This is a genomic window from Xenorhabdus hominickii (genome assembly GCF_002632725.1).
GTDB lineage: Bacteria > Pseudomonadota > Gammaproteobacteria > Enterobacterales > Enterobacteriaceae > Xenorhabdus > Xenorhabdus hominickii.
In genome coordinates this window covers 16,088-32,518 of sequence record NZ_NJAI01000012.1, presented here as the reverse complement: position 1 = coordinate 32,518, position 16,431 = coordinate 16,088, and the positions used below count along the sequence as shown (strand labels likewise).

Genomic DNA, 16,431 nt, shown 5'->3' with positions numbered 1-16,431 from the left:
AAAGAAAATAGCCTAATAAATCCAGCGACTTATTTTTTAATAAAAAACACCGCACCTTAAATTTAAATATAATTATTTTTCAATCCCCGCAACCCGCTAAAAAACTAGCAATTTTCAATTTAAATCCCAAAGAAAAGTTTTGTTATTCTGCCGAAACAATATTTCCAATAGGGGAGAGTGCTAAGTGCAACCAGAAACAGAGGTGTTAGCACTTGCGATTGCCTTTTCTGTGTTCAGTGGCATTGGCGTATATCTGCAAGGAATTCGTGAAAAACGCATTTCGGGTGATGTTATGGATTTGCTGACTGAGCTGATTATGTCAGTCAGTGCTGGACTCGTCGCGTATTTTCTCGCGCAGCATCAACAATGGGATGAACCACTGATGTTCATTGCCGTCATCGGGGCCAGCAACAACGGACAAGAGTTGCTGACTGGCATTAAAAATAAATTAGTTCAACTATTTGATCACTCGTTCGGGAGTAAAAAATGATGTTATCACCGTCTGTCATTACAACAGCTTCACTGGCTGTGGCCGTGATTGACCGGATCGTTTTCCAGCGCAAACAAATCATTATCCTCAATATTGGCGATGCCATTGATCGGGGACGGGCCATTGCGTTCCCCGTGATGTTTAAGAACAAAGTGAACCTGTTAAAAGGCGCGTTAATCGAATATTGGCTGCGCGACACGAATAACCCGACCACCGTGATAAATGGCAAAGCCCGTACCTTAGACATTTCCAGGAAAGGCGTGAACGAAGAATACCTGTTGATTGATAAAAAATACCTCACGTCTGGCACCTGGGAACTCCACGTTCGTGTCACTCATGGTAACTGCCGCTGGAATCCTTTGTATCGTCTTTTCCCTGTCCAAAGCCAGCGACAAAAATCTTGTTCAATCCCATTAGGAGAGCAGTAATGGCCTTAAGTTTGATGTCCCAGAATGGGAAAAAATATACCGTCCTTGACTACGACCAGCTGAATGAAAAAGGGCTAAAAAAGCTGACGACCACCCTTGCCAGCGCGGATTGTCAAATCGTGAAACTGGCGGGCGCAGAAACCGCCAGAAAGAAAGACGGCATTCCGACGAAAACGTTTTCCCTTCACACCGAAGACGGCCAGGCAATGGCGATTCAGGTCAACAATACCGGCGACATTTCCGCAGTGAAATTAAACGGGAAAGTGATTCCGTTCACCTCCCCCAGAAATATCATCGATCTGGCTCGTCAGATAGCGACCGCTTTCAAAGCCGCAGCACCGGCCTTCGCCAGTTCATTAGCCAAAAAGCTGGCAAATGCGAACCGGGACGACGCCAGGAAAAGCCGAACACCGGCGGTGAAATCCAATGCCCAACGCTGGCAGGAGGCAAAAGACAAGGCCAGCAGCGTTGAAGCTGACATTGCCACGTTAAATAACGCACTGTCCCAGCGCCAAGACACCCTGTCAAAAGCGGAGTCCGCATTAGAAAACACCCGTACTGCGCTGAATTCAGAACAAGCCACGACCCGACAACTCAAAGAAGAAATCGCCCACTTGGAGGAAGCACTATGATCGCTGACTATTCGGTCAAAAATGCCATTCGTGTTATCGATAAAATTGATTTTATGCTCAGTACACCGACAGAAGACCAGTTTAATGCGCTTTTCCAAGGCACCGGGGCGGACTTAATGCTGGAAAACGTGTCACTGGATGAAATCGAGTACAGTTACTTAGGTCAGGAATGCGTATCCAGTGATACCGCCATGTTTGAGAGCATTACGACCACCCGAATGCGTTTATCCCAAACCATGCGCGCGTTTATCCGCAAACTGAATCAGGGCTTGTCAGGCACCGGTATTGTCGCCGGTACAAACGATAACGGCGATACCGAGGGCGGAATGCCCTCGATTGGCGGGGCTGAAATTGGCCGTGTCCGTCGCGTCGGGATGATTCCGGTGATGGCGGCGAAAATCCCCCTGTCCGACGGCCAAAGCGTTTCTGTCATTTTCCACAGCCCCACCAGCGGCAACGGACGCCTCCAGAATGAGGATGTGCTCACCGCGTTTCGTTTTTTGCTGAACAAACGGGAGGTTTCTCACGTCGTCGCGCCGATGAACGGACGTGATATTTCACTGCCCCAAGTGTGCCAGTCCCTGTCAAACCTGATCGAACGCAACTCCGGTAAGTTTCAGCGACAGATCGCCAATGCTGCCAAGATAAAAGCGGATATTGATGCAGAATTAGCACGTTCTGATGCACTGGAACAGCAAAAAGTGGCATTAATTGAAACGGGTGATCAATTACAGCAGAGGGCAGATGAACAGAAAGATGAACTGTCTAAACTGCAAACTCGTTTAAACAGACAGATTGAGATAAACGAAAAATTACGCCGTCAGCTGGCACAATTGAAAAGCCAAGCGGAACAGAAACAGATACCAGCAGATACCGGCAATACTGAGGATGAAACCAATGAAGCAGACAAAGCCGCGTCAGAGGCGATCACGTTCCTGAAATCCATATTGCGCCTTGAAAGTCACAATATTCAAGAGCTGGCAGAAATCCGGACGCAAACCCGCGCCGCCATTGCCGCACTCAATGCAGCCACGGTTTACGAAGAAAATTCAGGACTGGTCACTGAGGCGGTGAACCATCTGTCAGGACTTCTCGCGGCCATAGCCAAATCAGCAATGGCAGGGGGGCAGTAACATGAATTTATCCCCGCTTGAGATTCTAGACCTTCAGGATCAGTTATCGGATTTGTTAGGCCAGCTGGTGACGGCTGACCCGTTAACCCAGCTGGATATCCAGGATGAGATCACTGCCATCATGGAGAAGTTAGGCTATGGCGTATCACCCGTGCTTACGACGCCAGCAGATGATACGTCCCCCGATCCGGAACAGACCACCCCAGAGATCCCCCAGATTGTGACGGACTATCTGGCCGGAAAGTTCGTGAAGCAAAATACCGAGGCGTTTATTACTACCCTTGAACATCTTGAACCTTACGTGACGACCTTCATCACCATGCCTCAAGTATGCGACGGCGCCAATAGCTGGTGGGAAAACACCGGCAAGCAGTTAGCCGCCTGAACACAACATGAGAGAGAGCCACCCACACCAGACCATTTGAGGAAGGAATGTCTATTACACAAACGACGGCCACGGTTCAGCAACCTAGCGCACCGGTCACACCTGCCGTCAGCAACTCAGGATATGGCCGCGTATCCTACGTGAGCACCGTCAACGGGGAGAAGGTCAAAACCGCCTTTAATATCGTGGAAACCTCAGACCTGATTATCTCGAACCATCCGGATGGCCGGATCAACGCAGCGTACCCACAGGCACTACAACCACGGGATCGCACTCGTTTATCCAGTCAATTACAGGTGAACGCCATTGCAAAAAGTTTGCAGCCCGCGCAGCTGGCTGATTCGGCGTTATCCGGCGAGGGGGCCCCCATCACTGGTCGTGACCATATCGTTGAATCAGGGAATGGCCGCAGTATGGGGATCGTGAAGGCTTACGCCAACGGAAGCGCAGACGCTTACAAAGACTATCTGATCCAAAACGCCCCTGAATACGGGTTAAACAGCGCCCTGATTGCAGACATGGCCCGTCCCGTGCTTATTCGTGTGCGCCTTGATGAGGTGGATCGTGCTCAATTCGCCAGAGACAGTAACTGGCCGGATACTCAGAATACGATCGACAACAGGGTGACAGGGTTATTTGAGAGTGCGCCAGCCCCCAATACCGGCGTTTTCAGTCAGGCCAAATCGATTGATGAATTAATCCGAAACATCCGTAGCATCACAGAACATCACAGCGGTACGCTGGGAAAATTCGCCGGCCAATGGCTGGATGAAGAAAGCGGGTTATACTACAACCGCTTTCAGTATTATTTACCGGAGACTGGGCAGTATATCTCGCCAGACCCCATCGGGCTGCTGGGCGGGTTTAACCCGTATAGCTATGTGCATAATCCTGCAAATTTTGTTGATCCTTACGGGCTGGAAACGTGTCCATCGGCATTCATAAATGCTGATGTTGTTCGTCATGCGAGTAAAGGTGATTGGACAGAAGCGAGTTCTATGAAATCTAAGGATAGAAAAGATTTTCCTAACGGAAGGCTAAAGAGTGGCGGGCATGGTCAATCAGCTATTAATGAGTTAGACGCTAGAGGTATTGCTTACAATATAGAGCATACTTATCCTAACGGTGTACGGGTAGGAAATATACCTAGCCATCCTTCTAAAGGAAAGCGCACAGGAACAGGTCAATCATGGTTCCCAGAGCATTGGAGTGATGCAGATATCAAACATGCGGGGAAAACAGTTTGGGATTCTCCAAATAATCCGAAACAAGATTTGGGTTCAGGTGGAGTTATGGTTTCAGGAACGTACAATGGGGTCTTTATTAGGGTTGTCCGCGATTCTAAAGGTGGTGGTTCTATTTTCCCAGATAATGCAATTCAACCTTAATATGTGATGGATTATATGATTATAGAGAACAACATTCATGAGATTAAAAGAAAGTGTGATGAAATACTCTCTTTTAGTATGTGGTTTAATCTTAGTGAGAGTGCTTTTTGGCCAATCATTGAACTAATGGATATTGATGAGGATTTTCTTATAAATATCTATAGTTCTATTGAAGATAAGCACCTTGAGATTTTGTGTCATGAGCCAGTGATTGTTGCTGTGATTGAATCTCTTCAGAGTAAAAAGTTGATTGATTATATTATAAGTATCAGGTATGAAAAGCCTGATTTAATTGATGATATTCTCATTCGTGATATTGAATCTGCTTTATTTGTTAACTTTGATGAAACGGTGGATATTTTGGATGTCCAAAAATTTAAAGATACTTATATGGCTCTCAAGGAATTTACAAAAGAGACTTTAAATAAAGATCAAAATAATGATGAAATAATAAACACTTTAGATTCAATTATTGATTTTTCAGAAAAGAATAGACATGAATATTTATCTTATATTCGTGTCTATTGGCTAAATCTTTATTTTCAAAAAGCTAGCCTTAAACTTAAAAATCAAGATTTAATAAAATATTATAGTAAGGTTTTATCTGGTTTGTTTCCATTCGGTTGTTTTTAAATTAATAATAACTGAAATTTGATTCAAATTAAGAAAGCCGGAAAGATCCCCATGATCTTCCGGTTTTATCTTTTTTAAGAGCGGCTCACTCCCTGCCCTTAGCCGCTTTTGTAGTCGCCTATCAGTTCGCGCATTCGCAGCTTAATTTCACTGAGCTGCGGGTATCTTCTGCATGGGAAGAACACCTAGTGGAGATAGCAGGGGAAGAAGAACAGGCTGAGAATTTCTGGACATATTTTTAGATTTTAAAATAAAAAGGGCGATTAAAGCCCTTTTTTACTACACATGAGAGTAGCCACCGAATAGGTAACTGATGTTCAGTATTTTATCGCATTGTTACTTAGGGTGGAAGATATGGTTGTGGAAAGTGCAAGAAAAGAAGATAACCCAAAATGGATCGAAGAGGGATACAAATACATTGGAATGCATGAAATTACAGGTGATCAGCATCATCCCTATATTTTGCAATGGTGGAAAGATATCAAGCGAGGAGGCATTCGTGATGATGAAACGCCGTGGTGTGCAGCCTATGTAGGTGCTATGTTCGAGCATGTCGGTATCCGATCAAGCCGATTTGAATCCGCAAAATCGTATCTTGAGTGGGGAATGCAGTTAAAAGAGCCTTATTATGGTTGTGTGGCGGTTTTCACCCGTACAGGAGGGGGACACGTAGGTTTTGTTGTTGGTGTGGCTGAGAATGGAGATTTGATGGTTTTAGGCGGCAATCAGTCCGATGAAGTAAGTATCCGATCCTTTCCACGATCCAGAGTGTCAGGTTATCGTTGGCCTATCGGGGAACCGATAAGCCGTGGTTTACTTTCTTTGATGGTCGCTTGTCGGTCAGAGAGTGAGGTGTAAATAATAATATTCATTTCACAATGAGTTGTTGTCCAAGCGAATATCAAATCCTCGAAATCATATTTTAACTACACTCACAAGATATGGTTTTTAGTTAACAATAAAAATTTATTAATTGTGAAAGTAGTGTGGAGTTAGTGGGTAACTGATTTCAGTTATCCACTAATCCACACGATAGATCCAATGATAAGATCCTTGAGTACCTAAAGTACCTTAAAGAGATCCCGTGTAACTGTAGCCCTTTTTTTATCGGGCTTTCAAACAAGTTGGGTGTATTCTAATTGGGTTTAGGTGTATTCTAATTGGGTTTTTGGTGTATTCTAATTGGGTTTTTGGTGTATTCTAATTGGGTGCTATGGTGTATTCTAATTGGGTTTTAAATAACAAAATGTGGACTAAATTGTGAATAACAATAACGAAGATAATCAATTCTTACCGTCAACTGAGTTTTTGAATGCTGAAATGCCAATTTTGTCATGTAATACAACAACAAGTGTGCAACCAAATGTATTGCTAAGAACGGGAGTTTTTACTCCTATTGGAAGAAGAAGCTCGACAAAATATGTAGAAATGGATCTTTCTGAAGATCTTAGGAGCTTGGAGCTTTGTCAGAAAGAAGGCTATGATCGCGTAAGTGTTCGTGGTGATAAGTTAAACGTAGAAACTGACTTTAAAGTATGGTGTGGAATTGTTTTAGCATTCAGCACTTATGGAGCTAAATCGAATAAAATTACTCTAAAGTTTAGTGAATTTGCTAAGTTCTGCGCATATCCAAGCCGCAGATTTGATAAAAATCTTAGGAGACAGATTGGTGAGTCATTAGGTCGCATACAGTCTCAAAGCCTCTCATTTCTTCGCAAAGGTGCTACTAAAGGGGTTCATACAGGGCTGCTTTTAAGAGCTGAATATGACGAATTTGAGGACATAGTGGCTTTAATGGCGGATGAAAATCTGTGGGATCTTTATCGTCTAGATTATCAGGTTCTGGTTAGCCTTAAGGTGTTGGATAAGTTACCCAGAGCTGAAGTGGCTCAATGTCTTTATCTGTATTTTGTTGCTCTACCTGAGCGACCAATTCCTATATCTTTTGAGAGGCTCAGAGAGCGCTTGCAATTAAATACCTCTGTAAAAGAAGCTAACCGAAAAATTAAGACCGGAATTCAAAAACTTGAATCAATTGGTTTTTTGTCAGGTAATTTTGTTAGAAAAGATGGTGAAACCTATTATATCGTAGATACAAGAAACAAAAAGCTGATCGCCGTAAAAACAGAGCAATGATGATGGTGTATTCAAAAAGGGTAGAATTGCTTGATGGTATCTTGAGGTGTATCCTAATTGGGTTACTGTATTGTTTTTCGATTGCTTTTTAAGCTCATATGGCTTTCTCTATTCAATTAGAGTGCACTATGTGACCAGTGTCTTATGATGAAACCCAATTAGGATACACCATCTGACACAATCTCGAATGCTACAACCCAATTAGAATACACCTTTTGCTAATTTTACTAGGCAAAATAGTGAAAGTGTATCCTAATTGGGTTGTGAGTAAGTAATGCTACACTTCCTCTAGTATCATATATCGCGGGGTAAGTGGATATGTAGGAATAATCAGGGCGCATTCCGCCCTGGTATGCGATTAAGGATGAGTGATTTCTTTTCTTGCCAGTTCTGCCAGAAAAGCAGAGCGATTCTTATAACGACCATTTTTCTCAATATAACGGTCTATGGCAGTTAACAAATTGCCTGGCATGGTCAAGTTGAACTTGACTGCCTTTGATTCATATTTAGTAGGATCTAACTCAATAAGTGCAATCACTCCGCCATTTTCAGATAAGCGCGGATCATTGATGTAATCTGATGGACTTTTAGGGGCAGGGACATGACCGCCTTGCTCAGTCAAAACCTCCATGTATTGTCCGAAAGCGTTTTCCGCATCACGGATGCTTTCTTCTAAAGTATTTCCAGCGAAAAAACAGCCGTCAACATCGGGAAAATAACCGTCAAATCCATCTTCTTTTTTAAAGATAAAGAGCGGATAAATCATAATATTACCTCGTTATTTATGATGAGTAGCACAGAGAGGAGTGGTTTAACCGCTCCTTTTGTTACAACAATTTCAATCCTGAAATTACTTGTGCCTGTCGGATAATGCCTTTGGATGCGTTCTTTCTGGGGTGTGGAACGGTAATTATCTTTTCGCCCCCCGATTTAGTCAGCGTGACATGACTGCCGTTTTGCCTTGCCTTTACCCATCCATCATTCATCTGGTGTTTGATTAGCTCTGTACTACTCATCAGTTCTCCATTTCGTGAAATTACAGGTGTAATACCTACAATAAATGACGTGTTCAATACTTTTGTGGGTGTTATACCTATTTTTAATGTCCAAAATGAATGTTCAAGATATTACGTACCGTACCCAATGGATTGAACCCATTTTATTGGTTCTGTCGCATTAATCTGTGGTCGGGTAACATATCGTTTTTTTATTGAGTGATCTGACGATGTCCCTTGTCCGAAAAGCGTTCAAACGTCTGCATTACCCTGTTGATATCATCGCTCAGTGTGTTCGTTGGTATCTGGCCTACACCCTGACGGAGCGGGGGATTGCCGTTGATCATTCCACGTTCTCTTGCTGGGCTCATCGTCTGATCCCTCTGATTGTTAAAGGCTACCGGCGTAGCAAACCCGCTGTTGGGCGTCGGTAGCGAATGGATGAAACCGATATCAAAATCAAAGGGCAATGGCGTTACCTTTACCGTGCGGTCGACTCGGATGGGAATACTGTCGACTTTCTGTTGACGACCTATCGGGATAAGCCGGCCGCGTTGCGTTTCTTCAAAAAGGCGATGCGTCAGCACGGACAACCTTAGGTGGTGACCCTGGATAAGAGTGGCGCCAAAAAAGCCGCGCTAGACGAGTTAAATCAGGGAAAACCGAAGGATAAGCAGATCAATATCCAGCAAAATAAGTATCTTAATAATCTGATTGAACAGGATCACCGCAACGTCAAACGGCGGACACGTCCTATACTGGGATTGAACTGGTCTGTATGTTGCGCAGAGGACAATACCCGTAAGAACCAGAATATCCAATTTTACCGGCGGCCTATTTCTATCAGCTAACTGCATAAAAATAAATCAAGATACTTTCGATCGAGAGATCTCTGTTAATGCGATAAAACCCTTTTCTTTGGTGGCTGCAAAGCGCGATTTTGTTTTTTGTCTTAAAAGTTAAATCTATCGTAAACGTTCACTTGCCAAGTTATAAACATCACTACGTTCACGTTTCCCTACTGCAACTACGGCAATTATCAATTGTCCGTCTATGACTTGATAAACCAAGCGGAAGCCAGACGTTCGGAGTTTGATCTTATAACAGTCTGGTATACCGCGTAGCTTAGCGGATGGAATACGTGGATTTTCGCAGCATTTTTTCAGTTTCTTAGTAAACTGTTGCTGAATGGTTTTATCCAGTTTATTCCACTCTTTGAACGCATCTTCCCTGAATTTTATCTTATAACTCACAGATAATTGTCCAAATCAATATCGATTAATGGCTGTTTTTCGCGTTCTTTAACTAATTTCACAAGTTCTTGATCATCGAGTTTATCAAGCATCTTTTCGTAAAGTTCAGCTGGGATGCAATAAAATGCGGGTTGGTTTCTATTCAGAATAGCTACAGGATGTCCTGCACCAGCATTCACTGTAGCCATTGGATTTTTCTTTAACTCACTAATACTTGCACTGGTATCACTCAAAATGATGTTTGCCATAAAACCTCCACAATAAGACCTGTTAACAAGTCTTATTGTAGGTCATTTAAGACCTGTTAACAAGTCTCTTTGTGATGAATAAAATAAGTATTCATAATATTACGCACGGTACTCAATGGATCAAACCCTCTTTCTTTGGCAGTGGTAAGGCGCGATTCTGTTTCCTGCCTTGCTTGTTCCGCTTCTTGATCAACACGATTACGGTAATAAGCACTTACCCCAGTATTCTTGCTGGTGGATCGTGACTGAGAACGCGATGATAAGAACGTCTGGCGTTTAACTAGGTTATTGAGTTTTTCCCTCAATGCACTACGCTCAGCCTGTTTGATGTTCTCACTTTCTGCATGATCAAGCGCTTTAGTTTTTGCCCGTTCTGCAAGGGCTGTTGTGCTTGTTTTTACATTGACAGAAGATGGTTCCGGTTTAACCGGAATACTCTTTATCTTTTCTTCTTGGTCTAAGACTTTTACTTCTCTTTGTCGCTCATTTTGATCGGGGGAGCTCGGTACATTTTGATCGGGGGGGGAGGGTTGTACCTGCGATTTAAATTTGTTCTGAAATACCTCAGTAATACAGCTGATAATTTTGCGAATATCCTTACGCACAAACCCTTTTATCGCTTGTATGCAATCCAGTGCAACACTCAGAAATGAATCTGTAAATTTGTATTCTGTGGCTTGTTGACCGGCATCGGGATCAAATACATAGGTTTTAGTCAATATCCTTGCGGATACTGCCTTATTCAAGTTACGACGTACTGTCGCAATGGAAGTCCCGCACTCCATGCTGAGATTACGTTTTGTTTTGTAGATCTTGTATTCGGATGTAGATGAGGCCACTCCTGAGACAACGGATAAGATTTGCTTGGCTGGACGGGAAAGAATGTCAATCGGTAAGTAACTGATAATAAAACTCAGGCCATAGCCTGAAATTTGCCCGTTTCTCTTGATGTATGGATTGCGTGGGTTTATAATGTCCCTTGTAATTTGCATATTTTGTTTCCAATAAAATATTCATTGTTTTCTTGCTGCAAACAAGAAAACGTCACCCTATGGGTGAAAAGAAGAGCGTCAGTCTAATGAGCTGGCGCTTTTTTTTGCCTATACATTTTAAACTGGATTTTAATACAGTGTTGTGATAATCAAGCCTGCATTGCGGGAATGATCCTACACGCGTTTAGATTGTCAGATCAATATGATAAGAAAATTATTATTTAGATATTTATTTTATTTTCGTATCAACTTATTGTTTTTAATTGTTTTTATTTAATTTTTTTATTTAGACAATTTTTAATTGAGGTTTATTGATATCAATAAAAATTAATAACTTTTTTGACACGTTCCCTTGAAAATAAGTGTTTTAGAGCCTGTTCAGAGTCTTTAGCTTTTTTGGTGATTTTATTGAACAGGCTCTTAGGACAACTGTATTACAACTTGTTTTCCAGAGGCTACGCCCCTCGGCAATCGTGACAATCGAACATGTTTATCGTGTGACATAATGTTATATTGTGATCCACTAAGTTTTAATGTGTAACTAAAATCTAATCAATTGATGGGGTTGTCAATATGAGTTTATTCAATTAATGAGTTTTGGAAACAGAATAAAAGAAGAAAGAAAAAAATTGAGGCTAACTCAAGTGCAATTTGCAAGTGTTGGAGGAGTTCAACCTACAACACAGGTAAACTATGAAAAAGGAACTAGAACTCCTGATGCTGAATATTTAGAAAAGATTGCAGTAGCTGGGTGTGATGTCCTTTACATACTGACAGGAAATAGAACACCACAATCAGAAATATCACATGAAGAACAAAAATTGATTGAACATTATCGCGCTATGAGTGAGGAATCACGTTTAAACATGCAAGCTGTAGGAGCTTCTTTTGCACAATCAGCACCTAGTAAAAAAGCAAAGTGACGCGATATTAAAGAAAAAAACAAACCAGATTATTCCCTTAAACAACCAAGAAGGAAAGCTTATGATCACAATAGCTCAAGCTAATGCTATAAACGGTATTATAAGGGGACATTTTTTTTGGGGACACAAATCGGACAACAAGGTTTATTTGTCGGACTATGGCACTGCTAGTAATGTCCAAAAAACGTACCGCAATGAGCAAGCTCGAGAAGCTAATAAATCCATTTGGATACAGCGAACGGCAGGTTTTACCTTTGCTGATAAAATGAATATGCTTCCCTACGAACGTGCTGGTAATTGCGGGGAATATACTGAACATGCTGTGAATCTTGCTCTTGCTATGGATCAGGTCAGTACTGTTTGGACTTTCGGCTGTAGTGAACCTGGAGGAATAAATCATATATTTTGTGTTTTTAACTTACATCAGGCTCCAAATAACATTACATGCCTAGAAGAGATGTCTTCTGACAATTCCCGTCCTGATGTGATTGTTTGCGATCCATGGGCAAATATAGTGTGTCTTTACACTGACTATCCAATAAGACTACGTGATAAGATGGCTAAGTGGAATATGAGTGGAAAGAGCATTAAGTTAGGGATAAGCTCAATATCTGCGATAGCGTGGGGAAATAGATGCTTGAACGCACCAGCATATTTTGAACAGAAACGTTAGTTCTTAGAGCCTGTTCAGAGTCTTTACTAAAATGCATTTATCCTTGATCATTTGCACATGAGAAAAGGATACCCAAGTGATATTACCCGCGAGCAATTTGAACAGGTACGCCCCTTGTTTAAGCAATCTCGTAAACGAACTGCGCCCCGTCAAATCGACCTTCACGAGGTTTTTTGCACCCTCCTTTATTTGCTGAAAAGTGGATGTCAATGGCGTATGCTGCCGTCCGATTTCTTCCTGTGGCGCACCGTCCATTATTACTATCAGATTTGGAGTGAACCCCGTGAATCCGGCAGCCTGTTGACACCGGCTTTAAAACAATCAGGTTCAAAAGGCAAGACAAAAAGCCCGCCTTCATCCCTTGAGCACATTTTTAATTGTCGATGCGCAAAGTGTGAAGAACACCGATACCGCCAAATGCAAAGGTTATGATGCCGGGAAAAAGATATCTGGGATAAAACGCCACCTTGTAGTTGATAGCCAAGGGCTCCCCCATGAGATTGCTGTGACAACAGCCAATGTCACTGACCGAGAAGGGGCATTGGATGCGTTGGCTGTTCATCATACTGAGCTGGCGAAAGTACAGTGTCTTGTGGTCGATGGTGGATATAGCGGAGATGCGTTTGCTCTGGCGGTAAAATTGCTGTGTGGAGCCACGGTAGAAATTGGCAAACGTTCTGAGTTGCATACGTTTGAAGTGATCCCTAAGCGTTGGGTGGTTGAGCGTTCATTCGGTTGGCTGGAAAAATCCCGACGGCTTTGGAAAAACGGTGAACGAAAATTGAATACCAGCCTACAAATAGTCAATGTAGCTTTTTTGGTGATTTTATTGAGAATACTCTGAACAGGCTCTTAGAGGGGCAGTAGTAAATCCTACTGTCGGGATTGGAACCTCGATGGTGGTGATTATTTTACTATCATAGAGACACTGCCATCATGGTTGATAATCTTGCGCATCCCAGCGCCCAAAATTCTATAAATTTCTGTTATGCGCAATCGCGTACTGTTGATGAATTCTCCCCAGAGCGTGTAACCATAAATGCTCAGTCATGGGATGAAGCTCGACGTATTATTGCACCATATTATATTGCCACATACGCTGGTCATGTCCCTCTCTGGCATGATGCTCTAAAGTTGACAACTGAACGCCAGTCACTTATCTGATTTGGATTAAAAGAAAGCCCAAAACCAATTGGTAAGGTTGGTTTTTGGACTTGGTTTTTCAAAACGGATAGAAATACACCCAACAGTTTATTACTAAAATCGATAATATCAAGTTTTGCCAGACAGAGATGAAAGTCTATACCCCTCGCTCCGCCTAGATTAGGCGAGGTTTATGCGATCTTTTAGCTGAATTTTGGCGGCTTGTGTGTTTTCAATGAGAAAATAGGCGCTTGGTTGAGTGGTGTTGAAGATCGTTTATGTGGAGCAGGCTGATAGTCGCTCATTCGACCTAATGGCAGCCGCCCGAAATCAACTTTGCCGACTGATTCGAAAATAGCTTCAACCCGCTGTAAATCATCTTCCGTTTCCATGCGTAACATCGCCTTTTTTTGTTCCTCAGAAAGGAACACCGGCAGCTTATCGATGGCTGATTGGAGGTAACGTCTGCGCAGCGTCTCTTGACGCTGTACCGCCTCAAGCATCGCATCTTGCGACTCGATTTTTTGGTTGAGTTCCATTAAATGGCCGGATAACACTAATAACTCGCCCTCAGCGGTCTGGGCGCGATTGACTGACTCGATCATCATGTCGTGCTCACGCATTTTTTCAAAATGCGCGGAGAGGTCAATGGCGGCGCTTTCGGTGAATCCGGCGTTAACGAACGTCCGGACAATATGGCTTTGTCTGTCTGAAACGGATTCCGACATCATAATTTCACGGTCAAGGCTGATGTAGTTGGGTGTCGTAACATAATCGAAGCCATAAAAACGGCGTACAACCGATTTCCAGGGACTGTCTGACCCGCCTGTTACCCAACTCCAGCCCCCCGCGCGTGAGCGTTCCATCCCTTGAACAATGCGCCCACTATCGTTATCTAAAATTTCCTGAGTATGGCTCACAATACCGGCATCATCGATACTGACGGCGACCGTGCGGTTGGACGGTACATTGTCGATAACGACGGGTTTACCATCAATCATAATAATACTGGTTTCAGGCAAGCGTAGCTCTCCCGTGCGTTTATAATGTTCCTCACGACGACTGTGGCCATAAAAGCCGAACAGTTCCCCTAATGCCATCCGTTCTTTTACTTCGTCACTTTCCAGTGACGCTTTCACGGAACTGAGCACATAGTTTCGGGCATTTTGCGGGGTATGTTTTCGAATGTTGTCAATCACCGAAAAACGATCAGTGACGGTCAATAACTTACTCATATTTTTTCCTTAAAAATCGGCATGAAGGGGATTTAGTGGGTTATAAATTTGAAAAGCGTTTTCAGTTCTTCATGGCTCATGGACTCGATATCGAGTCCGGCTCCGGTGAGTGGGGCTGACTCCATCATGTCGTTGTCCTCTTTAGCCTCCGGAGTGGCTTTGAATTCTTTAATCATGGCCTGCGCGGTATCGGGATCAATCTCCATTGTGTCGGCCAGGGTGTACTGCATGAAGGTGTCCGAACCACTCATTTTCGGATTGTTGAGCAGGGCATCGATTACCGTCACCACCTGCGCGGAGTAGTTGGCTCGGCTATCCAGTTCGCGGTTGCGCTGTTCCTGAATGGCCGTATTCAGGGAATTAAAGGTGATCTGGTAGGGGCGGTCATTGGGCGGAAAAACCTTGCCGTATTTGTAGGCACAGTGAATATCAATGATGCGATAGATGGCCTCGGTACACCCGTGTCGTATCCAGTCACTGCGCTCTGCCGCACTGCTTGAGGTTTGTTGCCAGCCCCCTTCCCCCAGTCCGCCACTCATCTGATCCGCCCAGCCCAGCATGGTGGCATCGATACCCAGTGAGGCGGCCAGCTGGCGCAAGTGAAACATGACATCTTCTATGCCGTTGATATCGGCCGGTATGGTTTGGGTATCAATCACAATGCCGCCTTTTCCGTCACTCATCACGGGGATCACATGGTTCATGACGGTAGGCAGGGCGTTTCCGTTCATCATGCGGCGCTGGATTTCGACCGCGTTGCGTTTTAATCCCTGTGTCACGGCGCGGGTGTAACTGGCAGCCTGTACCGGATCCAGGGTATTGGTGGTCAGGGCAACCAGGCGGTCAATTTTGGCCGCGTTATTTCGGGTGGCTTTCAGTGCTTTCAGGGCATCACACAGATTCACAAAGGCTTCATAGGCATGTTCGAGAAAGCTGGCCCCGTAATTTTGGGTTTCTCTTAACGGGGATTCATCGATGGAAGCCAGCAGGCTGAACCCTTTGCTACCATAAATAATCGGTCGATGGTCATAACTGGGTACCCACGTCGGGAGTTTCATGGCGATGAGATCCCACGGTTGCGCCATCACGCGCTGATACGTCTCCGGATGGAGTAAAAACTCGCCGGTGAATCCGGCCAGCTGACCGCCGCGCACAAATTCCTGAACAAAATGGGGCAGGGTATGGTAATCACTTTCCAGGGTAATGATGCCTTTCCCTTTTTCCGCATAGGGGCGGATATAAGACGTGCCAAACACCGTCATGATGCGCGCCCAATTCGGCAGGTTGGCATTGATTAACGTCCCCAGATCGCCTTGCAGTTCTTTACAACGGGCACTGAGTGCTTTATCAGCGGTGTCTTTGGGTTCAATCGTGATGATGGCGCGGGATTTTTTATCCATGCTCAGTGCATTGGAAATATGGATGTTCAGCGCTGCCGCCACGGTAGGCGATTTTGCCATCATGCTGAGAAGAGCATATTTGGACAACCGTTCTTCAGGAAGTTGAGCGCTGGCCTTGATTTCGTCACCGGTGGAGGTGAAAACATCGGTATCGTCATTTTTATTTTGATAGAGCGCCATCCCAGAACGAGAAACGATAGCGCCATTACTGCCTGCGATAGGGACGCCATGCAAGTCATCACGCTCAGAATGCGCGGGAAGTAACTTGCGTAGAATGTCTATTGGCGACCACGACGTTTTGGATTTCACTGTTATTACCCGCCAGTCATAAATTAAAGGTTTAC

Annotated in this window: 20 protein-coding genes and 1 pseudogene; 14 read left to right on the top strand and 7 right to left on the bottom strand. The window is 43.8% G+C overall.

Annotated features, from left to right (window positions below; all coding sequences use genetic code 11):
* The first annotated feature begins 184 nt into the window (after positions 1 to 184).
* From Xhom_RS23550 to Xhom_RS23510, 9 genes are all read left to right on the top strand, one after another.
* The gene (locus Xhom_RS23550) at positions 185 to 490 is read left to right on the top strand and encodes a holin (protein ID WP_099139985.1); all 306 of its coding nucleotides are present in this window, start codon (positions 185 to 187) and stop codon (positions 488 to 490) included.
* Complete coding sequence (locus Xhom_RS23545; RefSeq protein WP_099139984.1) at positions 487 to 918, top strand: lysis protein; 432 nt, start codon at positions 487 to 489, stop codon at positions 916 to 918. Before Xhom_RS23550 ends, Xhom_RS23545 begins: the two co-directional genes overlap by 4 nt.
* Positions 918 to 1,550, top strand: coding sequence for a defense against restriction DarA-related protein (locus Xhom_RS23540; protein WP_099139983.1), 633 nt, complete (start codon positions 918 to 920; stop codon positions 1,548 to 1,550). The genes Xhom_RS23545 and Xhom_RS23540 overlap by 1 nt, the downstream gene beginning before the upstream one ends.
* Positions 1,547 to 2,683 carry an antirestriction phage head protein DarA gene (gene darA, locus Xhom_RS23535; RefSeq protein WP_099139982.1) on the top strand — a complete coding sequence of 379 codons (1,137 nt, stop codon included), beginning with the start codon at positions 1,547 to 1,549 and terminating at the stop codon, positions 2,681 to 2,683. Before Xhom_RS23540 ends, darA begins: the two co-directional genes overlap by 4 nt.
* 1 nt (position 2,684) lies before the next feature.
* A complete protein-coding gene (locus Xhom_RS23530; RefSeq protein WP_099139981.1) occupies positions 2,685 to 3,068 on the top strand; it encodes a ddrA in 384 nt (127 codons plus the stop codon).
* Between the two features lie 47 nt (positions 3,069 to 3,115).
* Complete coding sequence (locus Xhom_RS38215) at positions 3,116 to 4,456, top strand: RHS repeat-associated core domain-containing protein (RefSeq protein ID WP_244590811.1); 1,341 nt, start codon at positions 3,116 to 3,118, stop codon at positions 4,454 to 4,456.
* A 15-nt stretch (positions 4,457 to 4,471) separates the two neighbouring features.
* Positions 4,472 to 5,089 carry a hypothetical protein gene (locus Xhom_RS23520; RefSeq protein ID WP_099139980.1) on the top strand — a complete coding sequence of 206 codons (618 nt, stop codon included), beginning with the start codon at positions 4,472 to 4,474 and terminating at the stop codon, positions 5,087 to 5,089.
* Between the two features lie 354 nt (positions 5,090 to 5,443).
* Positions 5,444 to 5,947 (top strand): TIGR02594 family protein, encoded by a 504-nt coding sequence (locus Xhom_RS23515; protein WP_099139979.1) that lies wholly within the window; start codon positions 5,444 to 5,446, stop codon positions 5,945 to 5,947.
* Positions 5,948 to 6,349: 402 nt separating this feature from the next.
* Positions 6,350 to 7,225, top strand: coding sequence for a RepB family plasmid replication initiator protein (locus Xhom_RS23510; protein ID WP_211287908.1), 876 nt, complete (start codon positions 6,350 to 6,352; stop codon positions 7,223 to 7,225).
* 358 nt (positions 7,226 to 7,583) lie between these two features.
* Here Xhom_RS23510 and Xhom_RS23505 read toward each other — a convergent pair whose 3' ends face one another.
* Entirely contained in the window at positions 7,584 to 7,991 is a 408-nt protein-coding gene (locus Xhom_RS23505) for a type II toxin-antitoxin system HicB family antitoxin (RefSeq protein ID WP_099139978.1), read from the bottom strand.
* Between the two features lie 61 nt (positions 7,992 to 8,052).
* Positions 8,053 to 8,241, bottom strand: a complete 189-nt coding sequence (locus tag Xhom_RS23500; RefSeq protein ID WP_099139977.1) for a type II toxin-antitoxin system HicA family toxin — start codon at positions 8,239 to 8,241, stop codon at positions 8,053 to 8,055.
* A 209-nt stretch (positions 8,242 to 8,450) separates the two neighbouring features.
* Between Xhom_RS23500 and Xhom_RS23495 the strand changes: the two are divergent.
* Positions 8,451 to 9,025: pseudogene (locus tag Xhom_RS23495) on the top strand (IS6 family transposase).
* A 160-nt stretch (positions 9,026 to 9,185) separates the two neighbouring features.
* Here the strand turns inward: Xhom_RS23495 and Xhom_RS23490 are convergent.
* The 3 genes from Xhom_RS23490 to Xhom_RS23480 are packed head-to-tail and all read right to left on the bottom strand — an operon-like array spanning position 9,186 to position 10,713.
* Positions 9,186 to 9,473: a type II toxin-antitoxin system RelE family toxin gene (locus Xhom_RS23490; RefSeq protein ID WP_099139976.1), complete on the bottom strand. Its 288-nt coding sequence runs from the start codon at positions 9,471 to 9,473 to the stop codon at positions 9,186 to 9,188.
* Entirely contained in the window at positions 9,470 to 9,721 is a 252-nt protein-coding gene (locus Xhom_RS23485) for a type II toxin-antitoxin system Phd/YefM family antitoxin (protein WP_099139975.1), read from the bottom strand. Before Xhom_RS23485 ends, Xhom_RS23490 begins: the two co-directional genes overlap by 4 nt.
* Positions 9,722 to 9,777: 56 nt before the next feature.
* Positions 9,778 to 10,713, bottom strand: a complete 936-nt coding sequence (locus Xhom_RS23480; RefSeq protein ID WP_099139974.1) for a hypothetical protein — start codon at positions 10,711 to 10,713, stop codon at positions 9,778 to 9,780.
* Positions 10,714 to 11,303: 590 nt separating this feature from the next.
* On the opposite strand from Xhom_RS23480, the gene Xhom_RS23475 reads away from it, so the two are divergent.
* The 4 genes from Xhom_RS23475 (at position 11,304) to Xhom_RS23460 (ending at position 13,473) form a co-directional block, all read left to right on the top strand.
* Positions 11,304 to 11,636, top strand: coding sequence for a helix-turn-helix domain-containing protein (locus tag Xhom_RS23475; protein ID WP_099139973.1), 333 nt, complete (start codon positions 11,304 to 11,306; stop codon positions 11,634 to 11,636).
* Positions 11,602 to 12,309 carry a hypothetical protein gene (locus tag Xhom_RS23470; RefSeq protein ID WP_099139972.1) on the top strand — a complete coding sequence of 236 codons (708 nt, stop codon included), beginning with the start codon at positions 11,602 to 11,604 and terminating at the stop codon, positions 12,307 to 12,309. The genes Xhom_RS23475 and Xhom_RS23470 overlap by 35 nt, the downstream gene beginning before the upstream one ends.
* A 57-nt stretch (positions 12,310 to 12,366) precedes the next feature.
* Positions 12,367 to 13,153 (top strand): IS5 family transposase gene (locus tag Xhom_RS23465; RefSeq protein ID WP_099139971.1). Its coding sequence is split into 2 segments (ribosomal slippage): positions 12,367 to 12,629 and positions 12,628 to 13,153, totalling 789 coding nucleotides; the frame shifts between segments, so codons are not numbered across the junction.
* Between the two features lie 92 nt (positions 13,154 to 13,245).
* A complete protein-coding gene (locus Xhom_RS23460; RefSeq protein ID WP_099139970.1) occupies positions 13,246 to 13,473 on the top strand; it encodes a hypothetical protein in 228 nt (75 codons plus the stop codon).
* Positions 13,474 to 13,655: 182 nt separating this feature from the next.
* Here the strand turns inward: Xhom_RS23460 and Xhom_RS23455 are convergent, their stop codons facing one another.
* Complete coding sequence (locus tag Xhom_RS23455) at positions 13,656 to 14,687, bottom strand: head processing protein (protein ID WP_099139969.1); 1,032 nt, start codon at positions 14,685 to 14,687, stop codon at positions 13,656 to 13,658.
* 32 nt (positions 14,688 to 14,719) lie between these two features.
* Positions 14,720 to 16,396, bottom strand: coding sequence for a phage portal protein (locus tag Xhom_RS23450; protein WP_099139968.1), 1,677 nt, complete (start codon positions 16,394 to 16,396; stop codon positions 14,720 to 14,722).
* Positions 16,397 to 16,431: the final 35 nt, after the last annotated feature.

Excerpts from the sequence above, each read along its gene's own strand:
- Xhom_RS23500 (WP_099139977.1), bottom strand. The coding sequence starts at position 8,241 with ATGAGTAGTACAGAGCTAATCAAACACCAGATGAATGATGGATGGGTA.
- Xhom_RS23485 (WP_099139975.1), bottom strand. The coding sequence starts at position 9,721 with ATGGCAAACATCATTTTGAGTGATACCAGTGCAAGTATTAGTGAGTTA.
- Xhom_RS23455 (WP_099139969.1), bottom strand. The coding sequence starts at position 14,687 with ATGAGTAAGTTATTGACCGTCACTGATCGTTTTTCGGTGATTGACAAC.
- Xhom_RS23505 (WP_099139978.1), bottom strand. The coding sequence starts at position 7,991 with ATGATTTATCCGCTCTTTATCTTTAAAAAAGAAGATGGATTTGACGGT.
- Xhom_RS23530 (WP_099139981.1), top strand. The coding sequence starts at position 2,685 with ATGAATTTATCCCCGCTTGAGATTCTAGACCTTCAGGATCAGTTATCG.
- Xhom_RS23520 (WP_099139980.1), top strand. The coding sequence starts at position 4,472 with ATGATTATAGAGAACAACATTCATGAGATTAAAAGAAAGTGTGATGAA.
- Xhom_RS38215 (WP_244590811.1), top strand. The coding sequence starts at position 3,116 with ATGTCTATTACACAAACGACGGCCACGGTTCAGCAACCTAGCGCACCG.
- Xhom_RS23540 (WP_099139983.1), top strand. The coding sequence starts at position 918 with ATGGCCTTAAGTTTGATGTCCCAGAATGGGAAAAAATATACCGTCCTT.
- Xhom_RS23460 (WP_099139970.1), top strand. The coding sequence starts at position 13,246 with ATGGTTGATAATCTTGCGCATCCCAGCGCCCAAAATTCTATAAATTTC.
- Xhom_RS23475 (WP_099139973.1), top strand. The coding sequence starts at position 11,304 with ATGAGTTTTGGAAACAGAATAAAAGAAGAAAGAAAAAAATTGAGGCTA.
- darA (WP_099139982.1), top strand. The coding sequence starts at position 1,547 with ATGATCGCTGACTATTCGGTCAAAAATGCCATTCGTGTTATCGATAAA.
- Xhom_RS23515 (WP_099139979.1), top strand. The coding sequence starts at position 5,444 with ATGGTTGTGGAAAGTGCAAGAAAAGAAGATAACCCAAAATGGATCGAA.
- Xhom_RS23545 (WP_099139984.1), top strand. The coding sequence starts at position 487 with ATGATGTTATCACCGTCTGTCATTACAACAGCTTCACTGGCTGTGGCC.
- Xhom_RS23480 (WP_099139974.1), bottom strand. The coding sequence starts at position 10,713 with ATGCAAATTACAAGGGACATTATAAACCCACGCAATCCATACATCAAG.